Here is a 22,617-nt window from a genome sequence, read left to right as displayed (position 1 = left end):
TGCGCGAGTACGAGGACGACCTCGTCCTGTGCGTCCACAACTTCTCCCGCTTCGCCCAACCCACCGAACTCGACCTGCGCACCTTCAACGGCCGCCACCCGGTCGAACTCTTCGGCGGAGTGCGGTTTCCGGCCATCGGCGATCTGCCCTACTTGCTGACCCTGGCCGGGCACGGCTTCTACTGGTTCCGGCTCCGCAAGGACGCCCCCTAGGAACCCGGGGCGGGGCGGTTTCCCCCGTCCCGCCCGGGGCACGCATGAGTAAACCCCGACGGCCTTCCCTCGGGGAAAGGACGTGACGCCCATGGCGGAAACGGTCACACTCTCGGGCACTGCCAGCCGCGGTCTCCTCGCATCGCTGGATCCCCTGCTGCGGGAGTGGATGCCGCGGCAGCGCTGGTTCGCGGGCAAGGGACGACCGGTCACCGGGTTCTCGCTGGTGGCAGCCACGGAGCTGCTGCCGCTCGGCGGGCGGCTGGGCCTGTACCACCTGCTGGTGCGCGCCCATCAGCCCGCCGTCCCGCTGCCGGCCACGGCCCCCCGTCCCGCGGACTGCTACCAGCTGCTCATAGGGGTGCGCGAGGCGCTGCCGCCCCGGCTGGCGCCCGCGCTGATCGGGCACGTGAGCGAGGGCCCGCTCGCCGGAAGCACGGTGTACGACGCCCTGTACGACCCCCGGCCCGCCGAGGTGCTCCTGGAGGCGATGCGCTCCCGGGCACGCATCGGCGGGCTTCGCTTCGACCGGGAGCCGGGCCGCAGGATACGCCCGGGCCTGGTGCCCCGCCTGATGACCGCCGAACAGTCGAACTCGTCCGTCGTCTACGGCGACACGTTCGTCCTCAAGCTGCTCCGCCGGGTGGTTCCGGGCGTCAACCCCGACCTGGAGCTTCCGCTCGCCCTGGCCCGCGAGGGCTGCGCCCGGGTGCCCGCGCCCGCCGCCTGGATGCAGGCCGAGGTGCACGGGGAATCGTACGTCCTCGGTGTGCTGCAGCCCTTCCTGCAGGGCGCCACCGACGGCTGGGAGCTGGCGCTGCGGGAGCTGGCCAAGGGCGAGGACTTCGGCGCCGACGCGCGGGCGCTGGGGCGCGCGACCGCGGAGGTGCACACGGCGCTGGCCCGCGCCCTGCCCCGCGTCACGCTGGGCCACGCCCAGCTGGAATCGCTGGTCGGCGGCATGATCGAGCGACTGGAGGCGGCGGCGCACACGGTGCCGGCCCTGCGGCCGTACGCGCCGGGGCTGCGCACGGCGTTCGAGGCGGTGGCCGACCTGGCCGCCGAGGGCCGCAGTGTCACCGCCCAGCGCATCCACGGCGACCTGCACCTGGGTCAGTGCCTGCGGGCGCCCTCCGGGGAGTGGTCGCTGATCGACTTCGAGGGGGAGCCGGCCCGCCCACTGGCCGAACGGCGGATGCCGCAGCCGGTGGTGCGGGACGTCGCCGGGATGCTCCGTTCCTTCGACTACGCGGCGCACTCGGTGCACCCGGCCGACCCGGAGTGGGCCCGGACCTGCCGGGCGGAGTACTGCACCGGGTACGGCGAGGTGAGCGGCAGCGACCCGCGCACCGACCCCGTACTGCTGCGGGCCTTCGAGACGGACAAGGCGATCTACGAGGTCGTCTACGAGGCCCGGCACCGCCCCGACTGGCTCGCCGTGCCGATGGCGGCGATCGAGAGTTACGCCGACCTGGGCACGGCATCCGATCCGATCTGACCCACCTTCGCCGAGGAGGCTCCCCCCGTGACCCCCCGCCCCCCGTCCAGCGGTCCGGATCCGAAGAAGACGGCAGAGGAGGACAGCGCAGACAAGAGCGCGCTGCAGAAGACGCCTGCGAAGAAGGCGGCGCAGAAGGCGGCGACCGCGAAGAAGACGGTGGCGAAGACCGCGGCCGAGAGGACCGCGGCGAAGAAGGCAGCGGCGAAGAAGACGGTGCCGGAGGCGGCCGCGGGGAAGAAGAAGACAGCGGCGAAGAAGGCCGCGCCCGCCCGGAGGACCGCGCCGAAGGGCAGCACCGGGAGGGCCGCGCCCGCGGCGAGGACCCCGGCGCGCCCGGCGCCGGCGCCCGTGGCACCACTCGGCCCTGCGGGCCCGGCCGCCGTCGCCGTGTCCCCCGCGCTGGACGCCGCCGACCGCGAGCGGCTGCTCGCCGGCACGCACCACGCACCGCACTCCGTCCTCGGGGCGCACCCGGTGCCCGGCGGAGTGGTCTTCCGGGCGTTCCGGCCGTACGCGCTGAGCGTCACGGTGGTCGCCGGAGAGCTGCGGGCCCGGCTGCACGACGACGGGGACGGATTCTTCTCGGGCCTGCTGCCCCTGCGGGAGATACCGGAGTACCGGCTGCTCGTGGCATACGAGGGGGCGGAGCTGGACACCGAGGACATGTACCGGTTCCTGCCGACGCTGGGCGAGCTGGACCTGCATCTGATCGGTGAGGGGCGGCACGAGCAGCTGTGGCGGGTCCTCGGAGCGCATCCGATGACGCACCAGGGGGCGACCGGCACCCGCTTCTCGGTGTGGGCGCCCAACGCGCGGGGGGTGCGGGTGGCCGGCACCTTCAACTACTGGGACGGCACGGGCTGGCCGATGCGCTCCCTGGGCTCGACCGGGGTGTGGGAGCTGTTCGCGCCCGGGGTCGGCGAGGGCGAGCTGTACAAGTTCGAGATCACCCGGCCGGACGGCTCCCGGACGCTGCGCGCCGACCCGCTGGCCCGCCGCTCCCAGGCACCGCCGGACACGGCGTCCGTCGTGACGTCCTCGCAGTACGAGTGGGGTGACGGGGAGTGGCTGGAGCGGCGCGCGGACCGCCCCGCTCACGAGGCGCCGTTCTCGGTGTACGAGGTGCATCTGCCGTCCTGGCGACCGGGACTGACCTACCGCCAGCTGGCCGAGCAGCTGCCCGCCTACGTCAGGGACCTGGGCTTCACCCATGTCGAGCTGATGCCGGTGGCCGAGCATCCCTTCGGCGGCTCCTGGGGCTACCAGGTCACCGGGTTCTACGCGCCGACGGCCCGGATGGGTGCCCCGGACGACTTCCGGTACCTGGTGGACCGGCTGCACCGGGCGGGCATCGGGGTGCTGATGGACTGGGTGCCCGCACACTTCCCACGGGACGACTGGGCGCTGGCGGAGTTCGACGGGCGTCCGCTGTACGAGCACGAGGACCCGCTGCGGTCGGCGCACCCCGACTGGGGGACCCTGGAGTTCGACTTCGGCCGGCGCGAGGTGCGCAACTTCCTCGTGGCCAACGCCGTGTACTGGTGCGAGGAGTTCCACATCGACGGGCTGCGCGTGGACGCGGTGGCGTCCATGCTGTACCTGGACTACTCGCGGGAACCGGGCCAGTGGCTGCCCAACGAGCACGGCGGCCGGGAGAACCTGGACGCGGTGGCCTTCCTCCAGGAGATGAACGCCACCGTCTACCGCCGGGTCCCCGGTGTCGTGACGGTCGCGGAGGAGTCGACGGCCTGGGACGGCGTCACCCGGGCCACCCACCACATGGGACCGAGCGGCTTCGGCGGGCTCGGGTTCGGGCTGAAGTGGAACATGGGCTGGATGCACGACTCGCTGCAGTACATGAGCCACGAGCCGGTGCACCGCCGGTACCACCACCACGAGATGACGTTCTCGATGGTGTACGCCTACAGCGAGAACTATGTGCTGCCGATCTCCCACGACGAGGTCGTCCACGGCAAGCGGTCGCTGGTGTCGAAGATGCCGGGCGACTGGTGGCAGCAGCGTGCCGACCACCGCGCCTACCTCGGCTTCATGTGGGCCCACCCCGGCAAGCAGCTGCTGTTCATGGGGCAGGAGTTCGCGCAGGGCGCCGAGTGGTCGGAGGCGCACGGGCCCGACTGGTGGCTGCTGGACCCGCACTACGGGGCGGAGGCCGACCACCGGGGCGTCCGCGATCTGGTGCGGGACCTGAACGCGGTGTACCGCGGCACGCCCGCCCTGTGGGAGCGCGATGCCCACCCCGACGGCTTCCAGTGGGTCGTCGGGGACGCCGTCGAGGACAACGTCTTCGCGTTCCTGCGGTACGACGCCGAGGGCACGCCGCTGCTGGCGGTCAGCAACTTCTCCCCCGTCGTCCGCCACGACTACCGCCTCGGCGTCCCCGACGACGTCCCGGCCTGGCACGAGGTCGTCAACACCGACGCCGTACGCTACGGCGGCAGCGGTGTCGGACTGCCCGACCCGGTCAAACCGGAGGCCCAGGGGTGGCACGGCCGTCCGGCGAGCATCCGGCTGACCCTGCCGCCGCTGGCGACGGTCTGGCTGCGCCCGGCGTGACGGCGGTGGCACCCGGGGCTTGACGTCCCCGGGCGCCGAGGGACTCCCGGCGCCCGGGGGCGGGAAGCGGCGGGCCGGTGCGCCGCCCGTAGGGCCGCGCACCGAGCCGGGGCCCGGACGCGGTCCGCCCGGCCGGCTCGGCCACGCCCGTCGTCCGCCGTCCGCCGTCCGCCGCCTGAAAGGGTGCACCGTGGCACGCGGCGCTCCCCCGGGCCCCCGGCCGGGAGACGGAACGGCGCGGTGCGGTGCGAAGCGCGGCCAGGCCCGGAGGCCTGCGCCCCGGAGCCGTCCGCCGCCCGTCTTCCGGGCCCCTGGGCGCCGTCCGGCCCAACCGAGCCCCGCGGTCGCATGCGCCGCGGGACGTCGTCAGGCCCGCCCGGCGTCCTGTTCGGCCAGCGCGTCGGAGAGCGCCTTCGGCAGCTCCCGCCGGTGGACCACGCCCAGCCGCTGGGTGGCGCGGGTGAGGGCCACGTACAGGTCGCTGGTGCCGTACTCGGCAGGCTCGACGACGAGCACCGAGTCGAACTCCAGGCCCTTGGACTGGCGGGGGTCGAGGAGGACGACCGTCCGCGTCAGGTCGGGCTCGGCCCCCGCCGTGACGCCGTCCAGGCGGGCGGCCAGCGCGCGGTGCAGGGCGCGCGGGGCGATCACCGCGAGCCGTCCCTCGGCGGGGGTCAGTTCGGCCACCGCCTCGGCGACCGCGCGGGGAAGGTCGTCCGCGGCGCGCGCCCAGGGCGTCACGCCGGTGGAGCGGACGGAGCCGGGCGGTTCGAAGTCCGGGTGCTCGGCCCGCACGACCGCCGCCGCGAGCTCCATGATCTCGGCGGGGGTGCGGTAGTTGACGCCGAGCCGGGCGTGGGCCCAGCGGTCCTCCACATGGGGGTGGAGGATGTCCGCCCAGGAGCCGGCACCGGCCGCGTCCGCGGTCTGCACGGGGTCGCCGACCAGGGTCATCGAGCGGGTGGGGCTGCGCCGCATGAGCAGCCGCCAGGCCATCGGCGCCAGCTCCTGCGCCTCGTCGACGATGATGTGCCCGAACGCCCAGGTGCGGTCGGCCGCGGCGCGTTCGGCGGCGCTGCGGTGGTCGTCCTCCTGCTGGCGTTCGGCGAAGCGTTCGGCGTCGATGACGTCGTGCGCCGACAGCACCTCCGAGTCCTCGTCGTCCTTGTCGTCGAACTCGTAGGTGCGGGAGGCGTAGGAGACGTCCAGCACGCCCTGCGCGTAGGCGACCTGGGTCTCGCGTTCCCGTTCGGCTCGGGCCCTGGCCGGCCGGTCGTCCTCGCCGAGCAGTTCGGCGGCCTCGTCCAGCAGCGGCACGTCCGCGGTGGTCCACGCCCGGGTCACCGGACGGCGGACGGCCGCGGCGTCCTCGGCGCAGAGGTACCCGTCGGGGTCGGCGAGGAAGCCGGCGACGAGCAGCTGCGGGGTCAGGGGCGGCCACAACCGGTCGATGGCGTCCCACACGTGGGGGTTGTCGGCCAGTTCGTCGCGGATCTGTGTGATGTCGGCGGCGTCCAGCAGACTCGTCCCGTCGTAGGGGTCGGTGCCGACGCGCTCGGCGTACAGGTCGGTGAGCGTGTTGAGGATGTGGCCCTCGAAGTGCTCGCGGGCCGCGTTGTGCGGCAGGCCCGTGGCGCGGGTCCGCTCGCGGGCCACGCGTACCAGTCCGTCGTCGAGCATGAGGACCTCCCGGTCGTGCTCGACGGTGAGGACCGGATCGGGCAGCGTCTGCCGGTCGCGCACGACCGTGGCGAGCACCTCCGCCATCGCGGCGCGGCCCTTGACCGCCGCCGCCGCGGGGGTGTCCGCGGCGGTGGCCCGCACGCCGGGGAACAGTTCGCCGACGGTGGCCAGCAGTACGCCGGTCTCGCCCAGGGACGGCAGCACCTCGCCGATGTAGCCGAGGAAGGCCGGATTGGGGCCGACGATCAGCACGGCCCGCTTGGCCAGCAGGTCGCGGTGCTCGTACAGGAGGTAGGCGGCGCGGTGCAGGGCGACCGCCGTCTTGCCGGTGCCCGGTCCGCCCTCGACCACGAGCACGCCGCGGTGCGGGGCGCGGATGATCTCGTCCTGCTCGGCCTGGATGGTCTGCACGATGTCGCCCATGCGGCCGGTGCGCGCCGAGTCGAGGGCCGCGAGCAGCACGGCGTCGCCGGTCGGGTCCTCGTGGCCGGTCCGCTCCCGGTCGCCCAGGTCGAGGATCTCGTCGTGCAGCACGGTGACGGTGCGGCCGTCGGTGGAGATGTGCCGGCGGCGCCGGAGGCCGAGCGGGGTGTGGCCGGTGGCCAGGTAGAAGGGCCGGGCCACGTCGGCACGCCAGTCGATCAGGACGGGGGTGCGGGCGGCGTCGTCGGCGCGCAGTCCGATCCTTCCGATGTGGTGGCTTTCACCGCCGGTGAGGTCGATGCGGCCGAAGCACAGGGAGCCGTCCACCGCGTTCAGCGCGGCCAGCAGACCCGAGCGCTCGGCGACCAGGATGTCCCGCTCCAGTCTCGCCTGCATCGGCTTGTCGCCCTGGGCGAGCGCCCTCGCGACGGAGTCCTCGGTGTCGCCGCGCAGGGCGTCCACCCGCGCGTACAACCCGTCGATGAATTCCTGTTCGCGGCGCAATTCATCGTCCGGAAATTCGGTGTTTGACAATTCCACTCCCGCCCGGATATACTCTGCTTCACCAGCACTTCTTCGCGCCCGAATACCGGAAGTAGCGAAACGTCGAATATACGCAGAGAAATCCCCCGAGCGCAATTGCTCGGGGGATTTCTCGTGTGCGGGCCCCGCACGCGGGTGGGGTCACAGCACGTCCGACAGCTCCTGGAGCAGCCTGCGCTTGGGCCGGGCGCCCACCATCGACTTCACGGGCTCGCCCGCACGGAAGACCATGAAGGTCGGCATCGACAGCACCCGGTAGGCGTTGGTGGTCTCCGGGTTGGTGTCCACGTCCAACTGGACCACCTTCAGCCGCTCCCCCTCCTCGGCGGCCACGGCGCTGAGCACCGGGCCCATCTGCCGGCACGGCGGGCACCAGTCGGCGGTGAACTCCACCAGCACCGGCCGGTCCGCCCCGAGCACCTCGGCCTCGAAGTCCGCGTCGGTCACCTCGTCCACTCCCGCCGCCTTGATCACAGTCCCTGCCCTCCCAGTTCGCACGTCGGCTCCGGACCTCCCGGAACCAGCGCGTCGGCGGCCAGCGCGTCCCTCGCCCGCTCGGCCCGCTCCAGCTGTGCGGCGACCGTGGCCCGCACGCCCCGCAGCTCGCCGATGAGCGAGTCCAGCTCGGCCAGCTTGCGGCGGTAGACCGTGAGCGAGGCCGGGCACGTGTCCCCCTCGGCGTGCCCGGCGCGCAGGCATTCCACGAAGGGCCGGGTCTCCTCCAGCTCGAACCCGAAGTCCCGCAGCGTCCGGATCTGCTCCAGGAGCTTCAGGTCCCGCTCGTCGTAGGTGCGGTGCCCCTTGCCGTCGCGCCGTGCGGGCAGCAGGCCCCGTGCCTCGTAGTACCGCAGCGTCCGGGTGGTGGTCCCGGCCCGTGCGGCCAGTTCGCCGATGCGCATGTCCTCGACGGTAGGTCCTGACGTGGGCGTCAAGGCAAGAGCGGCGGCAGGGGCTCGTACCGGACGGATTCGCTCGGCTCGACCCGCCGTCGGCCGGGACGGGCGCCCGCCACGCCTCCGGGGGCCGTACCGCACCTCGCGGCGCGGTACGGCCCCCGAGCCCGGCAGCGGCGGGCGGGTTCCCGGCGGGCTCGGCCGGGTCAGAGCGCCCCGCTGAGCTCGGGCTCCCGCGCCTCGACGGGTTCCTCCGCCCTCACCCGCTCCTTGCGCGGCAGCAGCAGGGCGACGATCACCGTGCCGGCGCCGAGGACGACGGCGCCGACCAGACTGGTGTGGGCGACGGCGTCGGAGAAGGAGGAGCCGACGGCGTCGGCCATCTGACGGGCGCCCTGGGCGAGTTGGTCGGCCTGGGCCTTGAGCTGGGCGGCCTGCTGCGGGTCGCCCGCCTGCGCCGCCTGCTCGGCGGCCTGCCGGGCCTTGTCGCCGATGCCCTGCGCGACGGCGTACCCGGCGCCGACGGAGTCCTGCGCGGTGCTCAGTGCCGAGGCCGGCAGCTTGCCGCCCTGTGTGGCGTCGGCGAGGTGGTCGGAGTAGGACGTCCCCAGCAGCGAGCCGAGGATGGCGATGCCGAGCGAGCCGCCGAGTTCCAGCGAGGTGTCGTTCACCGCGCCGCCGACGCCCAGTTCGGACTCGGGGAAGGAGCCCATGATCGCGTCCGTGCAGGGCGAGAGCGCGAGCCCGATGGCCAGGCCCAGCACGACCAGCGGCGGCACGAAGTCGCCGTACGACGATCCCGCGTCCACGCGGGTCAGCAGCGCCAGCGCGGCCGTGCCGCCGACCATGCCCGCGCTGACCGTCCACTTCATGCCGACGCGCGGGGTGAGGTAACCGGTCAGCGCCGAGCCGACGAAGACGGCGCCGGCCAGGGGCAGCATGCGCAGGCCGGTGTCCAGGGCGTCGTAGCCGAGGACGAACTGCAGGTGCTGGGTGAGGTAGTAGAAGGCGCCGAAGACGGCCAGGAAGAACAGGGCAACGGCGAGGTTGGACCCGGCGAAGCGGCGGCCGGTGAACCGGCGGACGTCCAGGACGGGGCGCGGGTGGCGCAGCTCCCACAGGACGAAGGCGACCAGGCCGACGCCCGCGACGGCTGCGGCGCCGATCGCCTTGCCGTTCCAGCCGAAGTGCGGCCCCTCGATGATCATGTAGACCAGCGCGCCGATCCAGGCCACGGACAGCAGGCCGCCGACGTAGTCGATGCGGTCGTGGTGGGCCGCCCTGGACGGTGGGACGAGCACGAGGGTGCCGACGACGGCGAGCGCGGCCACCGGCACGTTGATCAGGAACGTCGAGGACCAGCCGTGGTTCTCCAGGAGGGCGCCCGCGACCAGCGGTCCGGCGGCGATGGCGAGTCCGGCGGTGGCGGTCCACAGGGTGATGGCCTTGGCACGCTCGGCGCGCGGGAAGGTCGCCGCGAGCAGGGAGAGCGTGGCGGGCATGATCAGGGCCGCTCCGACGCCCATCACGGCACGGGCGGCGATGACGGCCGTGGAGCTGTCGGCGAGGTAGCCGGCGACGGCACCGCCCCCGAAGACCACGAGGCCGAGGATCAGCGCCCCGCGGCGGCTGTACTTGTCGCCGATGGCGCCGAGCAGCAGCATCAGCGCGGCGTAGGGGACGGTGTAGCCGTCGATGACCCACTGGAGGTCGGCGCTGGACAGGCCGAGGTCCCGGGTCATGTCGGGCGCGGCGACGGTGAGGGCGGTGTTCGCCATCACGATGATCAGCAGGCTCAGACAGAGCACGAGCAGGGCCCACCAGCGCCGCCGGTAGGGGCCCTCCGTCCGCTCGACCGGTTCGGTCACGACGAGTCGCATGGTCAGGGATCGCCTTCCTCGACGAACAAGCACACCTCATTTGCACAGCAGCGTGCAAATGCACAACAATGTGCAAGGTACGTCGTTGCACAGCGCTGTGCAAGTCGATGGAGGGCAGAATGGCCGTCATGACCACGGGTAACACCACGGGTAGTCCCTCGCGCGCCGATGCCAACCGCCGCCGCATCCTCGACGTGGCCCTCACGGAGCTGCTGCGCGACCCGGATGCGTCCATGGACCAGATCGCGCGCGCCGCGGGCGTCGTACGACGGACCGTGTACGGCCACTTCCCGAGTCGAGAGGCGCTGATCAGCACGCTGGTCGACGAGGCGGTGGAGGCGTTGGCGGCGGCGCACGCGGCGGGCCGCGAGGGGGTGGAGGACCCCGCGGAGGCGGTGGCCCGGTCGGTGCTCGCGGTGTGGGCGATCGCCGACCGCTACCGACTGCTGGTGGCACTGGCCCAGCGCACGGTCACCATGCAGGGCATCCGCGAGCGCCTGGCCCCGGTGCGGCACAACAGCGTCCGCATCCTGCAACGCGGCCTGGACCGAGGCGTCTTCACCTCGCCGCTACCGGCGCCGGCGCTGGCGTACGTGCACGAGCAGGTGCTGTTCGCGCTGATGGAGGCCGTGAACGACGGCCTGCTGGCGACCCGGGAGGCGGGCCGCTCGGCCGCGGTCACGGTGCTCACCACGGCGGGCGTGCCCACCCCCGCGGCCACCGCGCTGGTGGCCGAGCTGAGCGCGTAGGAACGGCCGGGACGACGGCCGGACGCCCGGCCCCGGTTCAGGCGGGGCCGGGCGTCCGGAGTGTGGCGCCGTCCGGCGCGGGGGCGTGGATCGGGCTCAGGCCGGGGCCAGTTCCTTGTCGCCGCCCTCCGGCCGCTCCGGCAGGCCGGCCTCCGACGCCGGCGCGTTCCCGCCGGCGCTCCCGGTCTCGGTCTCGGTCTCGTCGAGCAGGGTCTTCTCGTCGAAGGGCAGTTCGCCGGCGAGGACCTGCCGGACCCGGTCCTTGTCGATCTCCTTCGTCCACGTGCCGACCAGTACCGTGGCCACGGCGTTGCCGGCGAAGTTGGTCAGGGCGCGGGCCTCGCTCATGAAGCGGTCGATGCCGACGATCAGCCCGATTCCGTCCACCAGGGCCGGCTTGTGCGACTGGAGCCCGCCGGCCAGGGTCGCCAGGCCCGCGCCGGTGACGCCCGCCGCGCCCTTCGAGGCGACCAGCAGGAACAGCAGCAGCGGGATCTGCTCGCCGACCGACATCGGTGTGCCCATGGCGTCGGCGATGAACAGGGAGGCCATGGTCATGTAGATCATGGTGCCGTCGAGGTTGAAGGAGTAGCCGGTCGGGACGGTGATGCCGACCACCGGCTTGCTGACGCCCAGGTGCTCCATCTTCGCGATCAGGCGCGGCAGCGCGGACTCGGAGGAGGACGTGGACAGGATCAGCAGGAACTCGCGGGCCAGGTACCGGAACAGGGTGACGACGTTCAGGCCGGCGACGATCCGCAGCAGCGCGCCGAGCACGACGAACACGAAGAGGAAGCAGGTGGCGTAGAAACCGAGCATCAGCACGGCCAGGCTCTTGAGCGCCTCCAGGCCGGCCGAGCCGACGACCGCCGCCATGGCGCCGAACGCGCCGATCGGCGCCGCCCACATGATCATGGCGAGCACGCGGAAGACGAGTCGCTGGATGTGCTCGACACCGCGCAGGACCGGCTGCCCGGCCCTGCCCATGGCCTGCAGCGCGAACCCGCACAACAGCGCGATCAGCAGCGTCTGCAGCACCTCGCCCTCGGTGAACGCCGAGACGATCGTCGTCGGGACGATCCCGAGCAGGAACTCCGTGGTGTCCTTCGCCCCCGCGTCGACCTGCGCGTGCCCCACGTTCTTGACCGCGTCGGTGACCGCGAGTCCGCTGCCCGGCTCCAGGATGTTGCCGACGACGAGACCGATGCCGAGCGCGACCAGCGACATGGCGAGGAAGTAGCCCAGGGCGATCCCGCCGACGGCGCCCACCTTGGCCGCCTTCCGCACGGAGCCGATGCCCAGCACGATCGTGCAGAAGATGATCGGCGAGATCATCATCTTGATCAGGTTCACGAAGCCCTTGCCGAGCGGCTTGAGCTGGACGGCGAAGTCGGGCGCGGCCAGGCCGACGACGACGCCGAGGGCGACCGCGAGGATCACCGCGATGTACAGATAGTGGGTGCGGTCCCGCTTCCCAGCGGGACCGGCAGGTGCCGTTTCGGGGGTACTGGCGGCCACGGCTGCCCTCCTTGACGTCTTCGTCGGCATGACCGGCGTGCGGCTCACGTCCGGATCGGTGGGGGGAATGCAGGGACTATCTCCCGCCGTGTGAGGGCGGTCACCCTTCCGTTCATTGAGTTCACGCCGGAGCGGAGAGGCACACTGACGGCATGCGCCTCCCGCCCCTCCCCCGACCCCGCAGCCTGGCGGGACAGCTGTTCGCCATGCAGGCCGTACTGATCACGGTCGTCGTGGCGGGGTACGCGCTGTTCACGTACATCAGCGACCGCAGCCAGGCGGAGGCCGCCGCGGGCCGCCAGGCCAGGGCGGTCGCCCGCACCGTCGCGGACTCCCCGTCGGTGCACGCCGCGATCCGCACCGCCGACCCGACCGGCCGGCTCCAGCCGTACGCGCTGCGGGTCATGCACGACACCGGCGTCGACTTCATCACGATCATGGATCCCCAGGGGATCCGCTGGACCCACCCCGACCCGCAGCGGATAGGCGGCCACTTCCTCGGCCACATCGGACGGTCGCAGAACGGCGAGACCTTCACCGAGACCTACACCGGCACCCTCGGCCCGTCCGTCCGCGCCGTCACCCCGATCGAGGACGGCGGCCGGATCGTCGGACTGGTCAGCGCCGGAATCAAGGTCGAGGCGATCAGCGCCCGGCTGCAGGACCAGGTGACGGCCCTGTTCGGCGTCGCGGCGGGCGCCCTGGTGCTGGGCGCCGTCGGGACGTACGTGGTCAACGCCCGGCTGCGCCGCCACACCCACGGCATGAACGCCGCCGAGCTCAGCCGCATGCACGACTACCACCAGGCCGCCCTGCACGCCGTACGCGAGGGGCTGCTGCTGCTCGACGGGCAGTACCGTGTGGCGCTGATCAACGACGGCGGACAGGAGCTGCTGGGGGTGACGGGCGACGTGGTGAGCCGATCGGTGGCGGACCTCGGGCTGCCGGCGCCCCTGACGGGCGTGCTGCTGTCGTCCGAGCCGCGCGTGGACGAGGTGCACCTCACCGCGGACCGGGTGGTGGCCGTCAACACCTCCCCGGTGTCCGGCGGGGAGCGCCGCGGCACCATAGTGACCCTGCGGGACGTGACCGAACTCCAGTCCCTGATGGGCGAGCTGGACTCCGAACGCGGCTTCACCCAGGCGCTGCGCTCCCAGGCCCACGAGGCGGCGAACCGCCTGCACACCGTGGTGTCGCTGATCGAACTGGGCCGCGCCGAGGAGGCGGTGGAGTTCGCCACCGCGGAACTGGAACTGGCCCAGGCCCTCACCGACCAGGTGGTCGCCGCGGTGGGCGAACCGGTGCTGGCCGCCCTCCTGCTGGGCAAGACGGCGCAGGCGAACGAGCGGGGCGTGGAGCTGGTCGTGTCCGGGGACAGCCGCCTCGACGACGGCGTGCTGCCGGAGCACCTTCCGGCCCGGGACCTGGTGACCCTCCTCGGCAACCTCGTCGACAACGCCGTGGACGCGGCGCAGGGCAGTGTCCCGGCGCGGGTGACGGTGACGGCCTACACCGAGGGGGACGCGGAGCTGGTTCTGCGGGTCGCCGACTCCGGTCCGGGTGTGGCCCCCGCCCACTCCGACGCCGTCTTCCGGCGCGGCTTCTCCACCAAACCGGCCGGCCCCGGCGGACGGGGCCTCGGCCTGGCCCTGGTCCGGCAGACCGTGCAGCGCCACGAGGGCGCGCTGTCGGTGGCGCGGTCCGCAGACGGCGGCGCGGAGTTCGAGGTGCGGCTGCCGCTGCGGGTGGGCGCGGTGTCCGGAGGCGGCGCGTGACGGCGAGCGGCGCGGGGGGCACGCAGCCGCCGATCCGGGTGCTGATCGTCGAGGACGACCCGGTCGCCGCGGACGCGCACGTCATGTACGTCGGCCGGGTGCCGGGCTTCGTCGCCGTCGGCACCGCGCGCACCGGAGCGGAGGCGCGCAGGGCGCTGGAGCGCACGCCGGTCGACCTGCTGCTCCTGGACCTGCACCTGCCGGACGTGCACGGCCTGCAGCTGGCACGGTCGCTGCGGGCCGCCGGGTACCACACGGACGTGATCGCGGTGACCTCGGCGCGCGACCTGGCCGTGGTGCGGGAGGGCGTGTCGCTGGGCGTCGTGCAGTACGTCCTGAAGCCGTTCACCTTCGCCACCCTGCGGGACCGGCTCGTCCGGTACGCCGAGTTCCGCGGCGCCGCGGGCGAGGCGAGCGGCCAGGACGAGGTGGACCGTGCGCTGGCCGCGTTGCGGGCACCGGGCCCTGCGGCCCTGCCCAAGGGGCTGAGCGCGCCGACCCTGGAGCGGGTCACGGGGGCCCTGCGGGAGGCGGAGACCGGGCTCACCGCGGCCGGCGTGGCCGAGGCGGTCGGCATCTCCCGCATCACGGCCCGGCGGTACCTGGAGCACCTGGTGGACGCGGGAAGGGCCGGCCGGGAACCGATCTACGGCCAGGTGGGCAGACCGGAGCTGGTGTACCGGTGGGTGCCGGGGACGGGCCGGGGGCGGTAGGCGGGCGGGGCCGTCGATGGCGGCGGCGCGGGCGCCGCGGCCGGCCGGTGGTCGCGGTCGGCAACTTCGCCGCGGGCGGCGGCCGCGGGGGCCTCGGCACGCAGGGGCCGCCGACAGCGGCGGAGGCGGGGACTCGCTCCGGCGACTCGGTCGGGGGCACCGGCTCGGGTGAAGGCGCCCGAAGCCGCGTCGGCATAGCACCGGCACCACCGAACTCCCGGCACGACTCACACCCTCGAACCCGCCCTCCCCCGCGACACCGTGGGCGACGGCGCCGGGCGGCCGAGCCCGTCAGCAGTCGGTGACTCCCGGAACGCTGACTTCGTAGGTGTTCAGCATCCGGACGGTGCGTTCCCACGTCGCCTTCCGCATGTAGGGGAAGGCTTTCTGGAAGGGCACGTCCTCACCCAGGAGAGCCTCGATGACCTGGAAGTAGACGGCCTCCCTGAGGGGTGAGCTCGGGCTGGTGATGAGCTGTTCCGTGTAGTCGAAACAACGCTGCAGCAGACCGGAGTCCGGGGACTCCGACCTCAGCTGGGGAATGATGATCGGATCCGCGAGCGCCGCGGTCAGCAGATCGAACATGTCCACCCAAGGGTGGTCGGTCCTGACCGCATCGGCTGCCGGCATCTCGTACAACTCGGAGATGTAGTCGGCCGACTCGGGAACCATGGCGAGGAGGAGAGCCGGGGCGTCCTCCGTGCAAAGCTCATTCATGGCGGGTTGAGGCTCGTTTCTGGTGGGTGGTGGCCAATCCAAGGGAGCCTGCCACGTACCTCAGAGGGCAGGCCCCGGATCACGTCGGTTCGACGTTGCTTCAGCGGCGCACGACCGCCCGCGTGGGGCCAGGTGCAACCGGGCTCGGCGCGTGCCGACGTCCCCCGTCGTCGCCGCTGTCATCCGCTTGGATCCACTTGGATCGGAGGGTTCTCGGGACGGTCGTAGGGATCTCGGCCGTCGCTGACGCCGAGCGGGTCGAAGACGTCCTTGAACAACTCCCACGCGCCTCGTTTCCACGCGTATCTTGGACACCCTCGTTCTCGTCTCCGCAGGCACGCCCCTTGGACCACGCCACCAGGAGGAACCAGTGTCATACCCGCAACTACTCACCCCCGAGGAGAAGCTCGCCGACGCGAAGAAGCTGTCGAACCTCCCGCGTATCGTCGTGATCTGCGGCTCCACCCGCTTCATGACCGAGATGAACGAGGCCGATCTGCGGGAGACCAAAGCCGGAAAGATCGTCGTCAAACCGGGCTGTGACATGAAGTCGCCGCACGAACTTTGGTCCGATCCTGTCGAGGCCGAGGCGCTGAAGGTTCGACTCGACGATCTGCACCGGGCGAAGATCCGGCTCGCTGATGAGGTGCTCGTAGTCGGCGACTACATCGGAGACAGCACCCGAGCCGAAATCGCCTACGCCCGGTCGCTGGGCAGGCCCGTGCGGTTCACGCACCCCGAAGTCGACCCTGGCGCCTGACCGCCCGCTGCCACCTCGACAACCAGGGCCGACAGCCCGCCGCCTGACCGTCTCGCGGTGGCTTCGGCCGCCGCCCACCCCACACCCTCCGCAGGCATCCCTTGGAATTGATCATCCAGGGGATGGGCTGACAGCAGCGGCGCCGGGCGGCCGCAGGGTCACGGCGCCGACCCGCCCACGGCCCGCAGATGGTGCCACCGCCTGCCTTCCCGCATCACCGGACCGGAACTTCCGCACGGCGAGGCCGGATCAGACGCTCACACCCGCCCCGACCCCGCGTACCCCCGAGCCCCCCGCCACGGCACCACCGCCCACATCCGCGTCCCGCCCCCGGGTTCACGCGCCTCCCCGAACCCCCAGTCCCCCTCGCAGGCCCGCACCACGCACCCGAGGACCCTCAGAGCGGCGCGGCGCCGTGCGTCGCAGGCCCCGGCGAGGCGGGGATGGGAGTGCCGGGCATGCCCCTCGTGGACGACGACCCGCAGCTCCCCGTCCCGATACCGCAGGGACAAGTACATCTCGCTTCCGGACGTGAACCGGCAGGCGCAGGCGGCCAGTTCGCCCACCACCTGCACCACCGCGTCCGTCACGTCGGCCAGCCCGTGCGCCCGGAGCGCGACCCGCACGGCCGCGCGGGCGACACGGGGACCGGCCGGCCCGGCGGGCAGCGTGAAGCTGTACGCGAGCGTGCCGGGGGACGGCAGCGGCATCGTGCGTTCGTCGGTGGAGATCGGACAGGCCGAGACGGCCACGGGTGCGGACATGGGGACCCCTTCGCTTGTTCCTGGCGTGCGTGATGCCGAACGAGCCGACGGCTCGGCGGCGGCCGGTGGCCTGTCTCCCCGGCGCGGGCCCGCCCTCCCCGGGGAAGGAGGACGCGGGCAGGCTCGCGCGATGCACTTCCGGCGGCCTCACGCCGTAAGCGGCTCATCACCGACTGTAGAGACAGATGTGGCACTCGTGCCACCTTCTACCTTGAATTGCCCCTTTCGGATTGGACCGGCGCCATCCGCGCGATGCAGACTGGCCCCGATCCGAAGGGGAGAAGGGGCACCGATGCCGACCAGGCCCGCGCCAACGGAACGTCAGAAGCGCCTGGGCGCTGAACTGCGCAGGATGCGACTCGACGCCGGGCGGACCACGGAGTACGCCGCCGGACTGCTGGGACTGGACCGCACCAAGGTGTCCAACATGGAGTCCGGAATCCGTGGCGCCTCACCGGAACGTATTCGAACGCTGGCCAGCAATTACGAGTGCGCGGACGAGGCGTACATCGAGGCGCTGGTCGCCATGGCCGACACGCGTAAACGGTGCTGGTGGCATCAGTTCAGGGGAGCGCTGCCGCAAGGACTCCTGGACGTAGCCGAATTGGAGTGGTTCGCCACGCGGCTCCGGAGCTACCAGACGGTACATGTCCCGGGACTGCTCCAACTCGGGGCGTATGCCCGCGCCGTCTTCGCCGCCGCGCTGCCGCCGCTACCCCCGTCAGAGGTCGAACTCCGCGTCGTACAACGACTGCGGCGGCAACAGGTACTCGACCGCGACCCCGGACCCGTCGACTACGTCGCGTACCTCCACGAGTGGGCACTGCGCATGCAGTTCGGCGGGCGCCGCGCCATGCGGGAGCAGCTACTGCACCTCTGCGACGCCTCAGAGCGACCCAACGTCGAGATCCGCGTCCTCCCCGTCGAGGTGGGGGCCTTCCCCGGTGCGGGGCACGCGGTCCTCTACGCCCATGGTGCCGTCCCCCAGCTCGACACCGTGCAGCTCGACTCCGCGCACGGCGGGGAGTTCACTCATTCCGAGGCCCAGCTGACCAAATACCGTTCACACATGGACTGGTGGCACGCGCACACGCTGGGCTCCGAGCGCTCCCGGGACCTGATCCGCTCCATCGCCCACCAGCTCTGAACCGGAAGGAAGCACGATGATCGACATCACGTGGGAAGAACCCTTCTGCGCCGAAGGCAACAACTGCTTCCGGATAGGCACCGACCCCGCCGGCAACGCCTACATCGCGGTCTCCGGCCAGGAGGACCGTCCGCTCGCCGACTCCCGCGACGCGCTCCGCGCGCTCGTCCGGGACATCAAGGCCGGCAAGGTCGACCATCTCCTGTAGGGCGCCCCGCACGCAGGCACTGCGGCAGGCGGCGAGGCACGAGCGGCTTCGTGGCCGGGTCAGGCCGGCCCGCCGCGCCCCGCTCCCCCGCGTCCGCCCCCGCCCTGCCCCGCCCAAGGCGCACAACCTACGGAACCGTAGGTTCCTACAATCCGTGATCCTGGCAGAACGCCCCGTAGTACTCACCGTGTCCCCACCCCTACGTTGTGGCAGGTGCACCAGAGCTCAGCTCCACCGAACCAGCCCGGCCCCCCGTTCAACGCCCCGGCCGCCCGCCGACTCCGCGCCGCCCTCGGCATGGGGCCCGAGCACGTGGCCCACGGCATGCGCGTGTCGTACGGGCTGACGTACGTCACCCCGGACCTCGTCGTCGCCTGGGAGCGCGGCATCGCCCAGCCCGGGAACCCCGAACTCACCGCGCTCGCGGGCGTGCTGTGGTGCGCTCCGGGTGAACTCATCGGCCGTCCGCGCTCGCTGCGCGAGCACCGCATCGCGGCCGGTGTGGCGCCGGAGGACGTGGCCCGCGCGGCCGGCATGGATCTGCGCTCGTATCTGCGGATGGAGGAGAGCGACCAGTGGCGCGGCAACGAGCGCCAGGCGGCGGCCCTCTCCCAGGTGCTGCGGCTGTCGCTGCCGGACTTCGTGGCGGTCACGGGGCGCGAGCAGCGGCTGGCCGAACTGCTGCGCAGCGCGGCGACCACGCGCTGGCAGGGGTACGTGAAGCCGGTCGGCAAGGTGGCGCCGGTGGCCCGGGGTGTGCTGGAGCAGGTGCTCCAGGGGTTGCACGAGGACTACCAGGGCCACATGGCCGCCACCCTCAGCTGGGGTGGCGGCAGCAGCGAGGCCAGCGAGTCCGGCCGGGTCTTCCTCGACCGGATCGTGGAGAACTTCTGGACGGCGGTCCGGCAGCGGACCGGCTGAGCGGTCCGGGTGAGGAAACGGCTGAGCGGTCCGGGGGAGGGACCACCGCGGTCCGGCAGCGCCTCCCAGAAGGCGCGGGGAACGGCGCGCCCGGCCACGACGGTGCCGCGGACGACGGACGACGGCCCGTCGCGGCACTGCGGGCGGAGCCCTCGGCGGGGCCGCGCGGCCGCGGACTGCGGCCTAGAAGACCGACTCGGCCTCGTCCATCCGGTCCTTCGGCACGGTCTTCAGCTCGGTCACGGCCTCCGCGAGCGGCACCATCACGATGTCGGTGCCGCGCAGGGCGGTCATCCGGCCGAACTCGCCGCGGTGCGCGGCCTCGACGGCGTGCCAGCCGAAGCGGGTGGCGAGGACGCGGTCGTACGCGGTGGGCGTGCCGCCGCGCTGGACGTGGCCGAGGATGACCGGCTTGGCCTCCTTGCCGAGGCGGCGCTCCAGCTCGTGGGCGAGGGCGGTGCCGATGCCCAGGAAGCGCTCGTGGCCGAACTTGTCGATCTCGCCCTTGCCGTAGTCCATGGTGCCGTCGGCGGGGTGGGCGCCCTCGGCGACGCAGACGACGGCGAACTTCTTGCCCCGGGCGAACCGCTCTTCGACCATCTTGACCAGATCCGCGGGGTCGAAGGGACGTTCCGGCAGGCAGATGCCGTGGGCGCCGGCGGCCATGCCGGACTCCAGGGCGATCCATCCGGCGTGCCGGCCCATGACCTCGACGACCATCACGCGCTGGTGGGACTCGGCGGTGGTCTTCAGGCGGTCCATCGCCTCGGTGGCGACGCCCACGGCCGTGTCGAAGCCGAAGGTGCGGTCGGTGGAGGAGATGTCGTTGTCGATCGTCTTCGGCACGCCGACGACGGGCAGGCCCGCGTCGGAGAGCATGCGTGCCGCGGTCAACGTGCCCTCGCCGCCGATCGGGATGAGGGCGTCGATGCCGAAGTCGCGAACGATGTCGGAGGCGTTCTCGCAGGCCTCGCGAAGCCGGTCGCGCTCCAGGCGGGAGGAGCCGAGAACGGTGCCGCCGCGGGCCAGGATGCCGCTGACCGCGTTGAGGTCGAGGGTGCGGTAGCGGCCGTCGAGGAGGCCGGCGTACCCGTCCTCGAAGCCGATGACCTCGTCGCCGTACTGGGCGACCGCGCGGTGCACGACCGACCGGATCACGGCGTTCAGGCCGGGGCAGTCGCCGCCTGCGGTGAGAACTCCGATGCGCATCGTGCTGTGTCTCCTGCTCGCTGTGGGTACCGGTGAGCCTGCCGCCGATTCTTTCACGTCCCGCAGGCCGGTGGCGCGCACCGCTCCTGGCGGGTGCCATATCTAGCGACAGGGGTATTGTCAAGAGGGTTCAGCTCACCTCGGTGGGCGATTTTTGTGAGCCTGCGTACCGGCGAAGCCGCCGTCCCCCCACACCGAACCGTCGAACCGTCCGAGAAGAAGTGGAGAGCCCGCGTGACGCGCAGCGTGTACGTGACCGGTATCGATCGCGGCGACGGCCGCCAGGTCGTCGAGCTGGGGATCATGGAGCTTCTGACCCGGCACGTGGACCGTGTGGGGGTGTTCCGTCCGCTGGTCCACGACGGGCCCGACCGGCTTTTCGAGCTGCTGCGGGCCCGGTACCGGCTCGCACAGGACCCGGTGACCGTCTACGGCATGGACTACGCGGAGGCGTCCGCGCTGCAGGCCGAGCGTGGGACGGACGAGCTGGTGTCCACCCTCGTCGACCGGTTCCACCTGGTGGCGCGGGACTACGACGTCGTCCTCGTCCTCGGCACCGACTACGCCGACACCCAGCTCCCGGACGAGCTGGCGATGAACGCGCGGCTCGCCAACGAGTTCGCGGCGTCGGTGATCCCGGTGGTCGGCGGGCGCAAGCAGAGCGCGGAGGCGGTGCTCGCCGAGACCCGCAACGCCTACCGGGCCTACGACGGCCTGGGCTGCGACGTGCTGGCCATGGTCACCAACCGGGTCGCCCGCGAGGACCGCGACCATATCGCGGAGCGGCTCGCCGACCGGTTGCCGGTCCCCTGCTACGTGCTGCCGGACGAACCCGCCCTGTCCGCGCCGACCGTCGCGCAGATCACCCAGGCGCTGGACGCCGAGGTGCTGCTCGGCGACGACTCCGGGCTGGCCCGGGACGCGCTCGACTTCGTCTTCGGCGGCGCCATGCTGCCGAACCTGCTCAACGCCCTGACCCCGGGCTGCATGGTCGTCACCCCGGGCGACCGCGCCGACCTCGTGGTGGGTGCGCTGGCCGCGCACAGCGCCGGCACCCCGCCGATAGCCGGCGTGCTGCTCACCCTGAACGAGCGGCCCAGCGACGGGGTCCTCACCCTCGCCGCGCGCCTCGCCCCCGGCACCCCGGTGCTGTCGGTGAGAGGCCTGAGCTTTCCGACCGCCGAGCAGTTGTTCGCCCTGGAGGGCAAGCTGAACGCGGCCACCCCGCGCAAGGCGGAGACCGCGCTCGGCCTGTTCGAACGACACGTCGACACCGGCGACCTGCTCAAGCGGGTCTCCGCGCCGAGCAGCGACCGGGTCACCCCGATGATGTTCGAGCACAAGCTCCTGGAGCAGGCCCGCGTCGACAAGCGCAGGGTCGTGCTGCCGGAGGGCACCGAGGAGCGCGTGCTGCACGCCGCCGAGGTACTGCTGCGCCGGGGGGTCTGCGACCTGACGCTGCTCGGGCCTGAGGACCAGATCCGCAAGAAGGCCGCCGACCTGGGCATCGACCTCGGCGACACGCGGATCGTCGACCCGGCCGTGTCGGAACTGCGGGACGCCTTCGCCGAGCGGTACGCCAAACTGCGCGCCCACAAGGGCGTGACGGTGGAACTGGCCTACGACGTCGTCTCCGACGTGAACTACTTCGGCACGTTGATGGTGCAGGAGGGCCTGGCCGACGGCATGGTGTCGGGGTCGGTGCACTCCACGGCCGCCACGATCCGCCCGGCCTTCGAGATCATCAGGACCCGGCCCGGGGGCGCCGCACCGGGCGGGGCGTCGATCGTGTCGTCCGTGTTCTTCATGTGCCTGGCCGAGAAGGTGCTCGTCTACGGCGACTGCGCGGTCAACCCCGATCCGGACGCCGAGCAGCTCGCCGACATCGCCATCCAGTCGGCGGCGACGGCCGAGCAGTTCGGTGTGGAGCCGCGGATCGCGATGCTGTCGTACTCCACCGGGGACTCCGGCTCCGGCGCCGACGTGGACAAGGTGCGCGAGGCCACCGAGCTGGTCCGGCTGCGGCGGCCCGACCTCAAGATCGAGGGGCCCATCCAGTACGACGCCGCCGTGGAGCCGACGGTCGCGGCGACCAAGCTGCCCGGTTCCGAGGTCGCCGGGCAGGCCACCGTGCTGATCTTCCCCGACCTGAACACCGGCAACAACACCTACAAGGCCGTGCAGCGCTCGGCCGGCGCGATCGCCGTCGGCCCGGTCCTCCAGGGCCTGCGCAAGCCGGTCAACGACCTGTCCCGGGGCGCGCTGGTCCAGGACATCGTCAACACCGTCGCCATCACGGCGATCCAGGCCCAGTCCCCCACCCCGTCCCCGACCGACAAGGCGACCCAGCAGTGACCGCCCAGCAGCCCTCCACCCCCGCCACCGCCGCGTCCGACGGGCCGCACCGCCCGCCCGCCTCACGGGTCC

19 protein-coding genes are annotated in these 22,617 nt (G+C 72.5%); 11 read left to right on the top strand and 8 right to left on the bottom strand.

Annotated features, from left to right (window positions below):
• The 3 genes from JS756_RS27685 to glgB form a co-directional block, all read left to right on the top strand.
• Window positions 1-212 (top strand): alpha-glucosidase C-terminal domain-containing protein (locus JS756_RS27685; RefSeq protein WP_205385947.1); only part of this gene is annotated, 212 nt, incomplete at its 5' end.
• Window positions 213-303: 91 nt separating this feature from the next.
• On the top strand, window positions 304-1,710 hold the full coding sequence (locus tag JS756_RS27680; RefSeq protein ID WP_205385946.1) for a maltokinase N-terminal cap-like domain-containing protein: 1,407 nt from the start codon (window positions 304-306) through the stop codon (window positions 1,708-1,710).
• Between the two features lie 27 nt (window positions 1,711-1,737).
• Window positions 1,738-4,287: a 1,4-alpha-glucan branching enzyme gene (gene glgB / locus JS756_RS27675; protein WP_205385945.1), complete on the top strand. Its 2,550-nt coding sequence runs from the start codon at window positions 1,738-1,740 to the stop codon at window positions 4,285-4,287.
• Between the two features lie 366 nt (window positions 4,288-4,653).
• On the opposite strand, the gene JS756_RS27670 is transcribed toward glgB, so the two are convergent.
• The 4 genes from JS756_RS27670 to JS756_RS27655 form a co-directional block, all read right to left on the bottom strand.
• Window positions 4,654-6,945, bottom strand: coding sequence for a HelD family protein (locus JS756_RS27670; protein ID WP_205385957.1), 2,292 nt, complete (start codon window positions 6,943-6,945; stop codon window positions 4,654-4,656).
• Between the two features lie 132 nt (window positions 6,946-7,077).
• Window positions 7,078-7,410: a thioredoxin gene (trxA, locus tag JS756_RS27665; protein ID WP_307791104.1), complete on the bottom strand. Its 333-nt coding sequence runs from the start codon at window positions 7,408-7,410 to the stop codon at window positions 7,078-7,080.
• Window positions 7,407-7,835, bottom strand: a complete 429-nt coding sequence (locus JS756_RS27660) for a MerR family transcriptional regulator (protein ID WP_205385944.1) — start codon at window positions 7,833-7,835, stop codon at window positions 7,407-7,409. The genes trxA and JS756_RS27660 overlap by 4 nt, the downstream gene beginning before the upstream one ends.
• 200 nt (window positions 7,836-8,035) lie before the next feature.
• Complete coding sequence (locus JS756_RS27655) at window positions 8,036-9,709, bottom strand: MFS transporter (protein ID WP_205385943.1); 1,674 nt, start codon at window positions 9,707-9,709, stop codon at window positions 8,036-8,038.
• 119 nt (window positions 9,710-9,828) lie between these two features.
• Here JS756_RS27655 and JS756_RS27650 point away from each other — a divergent pair, with 119 nt between their 5' ends.
• Entirely contained in the window at window positions 9,829-10,458 is a 630-nt protein-coding gene (locus JS756_RS27650; RefSeq protein WP_205385942.1) for a TetR/AcrR family transcriptional regulator, read from the top strand.
• 96 nt (window positions 10,459-10,554) lie between these two features.
• Here JS756_RS27650 and JS756_RS27645 read toward each other — a convergent pair whose 3' ends face one another.
• Window positions 10,555-12,006 carry a cation:dicarboxylate symporter family transporter gene (locus JS756_RS27645; protein WP_205385955.1) on the bottom strand — a complete coding sequence of 484 codons (1,452 nt, stop codon included), beginning with the start codon at window positions 12,004-12,006 and terminating at the stop codon, window positions 10,555-10,557.
• Between the two features lie 122 nt (window positions 12,007-12,128).
• On the opposite strand from JS756_RS27645, the gene JS756_RS27640 reads away from it, so the two are divergent.
• Both JS756_RS27640 and JS756_RS27635 read left to right on the top strand, forming a co-directional pair.
• Window positions 12,129-13,751, top strand: a complete 1,623-nt coding sequence (locus JS756_RS27640; RefSeq protein ID WP_205385941.1) for a sensor histidine kinase — start codon at window positions 12,129-12,131, stop codon at window positions 13,749-13,751.
• Window positions 13,748-14,464, top strand: a complete 717-nt coding sequence (locus JS756_RS27635) for a response regulator (protein WP_307791103.1) — start codon at window positions 13,748-13,750, stop codon at window positions 14,462-14,464. The genes JS756_RS27640 and JS756_RS27635 overlap by 4 nt, the downstream gene beginning before the upstream one ends.
• Window positions 14,465-14,755: 291 nt before the next feature.
• Here JS756_RS27635 and JS756_RS27630 read toward each other — a convergent pair whose 3' ends face one another.
• A complete protein-coding gene (locus tag JS756_RS27630) occupies window positions 14,756-15,181 on the bottom strand; it encodes a hypothetical protein (protein ID WP_205385940.1) in 426 nt (141 codons plus the stop codon).
• A gap of 370 nt (window positions 15,182-15,551) precedes the next feature.
• Between JS756_RS27630 and JS756_RS27625 the strand changes: the two genes are divergently transcribed.
• Complete coding sequence (locus tag JS756_RS27625; RefSeq protein WP_205385939.1) at window positions 15,552-15,941, top strand: hypothetical protein; 390 nt, start codon at window positions 15,552-15,554, stop codon at window positions 15,939-15,941.
• A gap of 257 nt (window positions 15,942-16,198) precedes the next feature.
• On the opposite strand, the gene JS756_RS27620 is transcribed toward JS756_RS27625, so the two are convergent.
• Entirely contained in the window at window positions 16,199-16,705 is a 507-nt protein-coding gene (locus JS756_RS27620) for an ATP-binding protein (protein ID WP_240204449.1), read from the bottom strand.
• A gap of 292 nt (window positions 16,706-16,997) precedes the next feature.
• Here JS756_RS27620 and JS756_RS27615 point away from each other — a divergent pair, with 292 nt between their 5' ends.
• The 3 genes from JS756_RS27615 (at window position 16,998) to JS756_RS27605 (ending at window position 18,981) form a co-directional block, all read left to right on the top strand.
• The gene (locus JS756_RS27615; protein WP_205385938.1) at window positions 16,998-17,852 is read left to right on the top strand and encodes a helix-turn-helix domain-containing protein; all 855 of its coding nucleotides are present in this window, start codon (window positions 16,998-17,000) and stop codon (window positions 17,850-17,852) included.
• Between the two features lie 16 nt (window positions 17,853-17,868).
• Complete coding sequence (locus JS756_RS27610) at window positions 17,869-18,060, top strand: hypothetical protein (RefSeq protein ID WP_205385937.1); 192 nt, start codon at window positions 17,869-17,871, stop codon at window positions 18,058-18,060.
• A 204-nt stretch (window positions 18,061-18,264) separates the two neighbouring features.
• Window positions 18,265-18,981, top strand: coding sequence for a helix-turn-helix domain-containing protein (locus JS756_RS27605; RefSeq protein WP_205385936.1), 717 nt, complete (start codon window positions 18,265-18,267; stop codon window positions 18,979-18,981).
• Between the two features lie 183 nt (window positions 18,982-19,164).
• On the opposite strand, the gene JS756_RS27600 is transcribed toward JS756_RS27605, so the two are convergent.
• A complete protein-coding gene (locus JS756_RS27600) occupies window positions 19,165-20,190 on the bottom strand; it encodes an ATP-dependent 6-phosphofructokinase (RefSeq protein WP_205385935.1) in 1,026 nt (341 codons plus the stop codon).
• A 234-nt stretch (window positions 20,191-20,424) separates the two neighbouring features.
• Between JS756_RS27600 and pta the strand changes: the two genes are divergently transcribed.
• On the top strand, window positions 20,425-22,545 hold the full coding sequence (pta, locus tag JS756_RS27595; protein WP_205385934.1) for a phosphate acetyltransferase: 2,121 nt from the start codon (window positions 20,425-20,427) through the stop codon (window positions 22,543-22,545).
• Window positions 22,546-22,617 lie beyond the last annotated feature (72 nt).

This window comes from Streptomyces actuosus (assembly GCF_016921115.1).
GTDB lineage: Bacteria > Actinomycetota > Actinomycetes > Streptomycetales > Streptomycetaceae > Streptomyces > Streptomyces actuosus_A.
The sequence above is the reverse complement of the archived record's forward strand: the minus strand, read 5'-3'. Positions and strand labels throughout refer to the sequence as shown.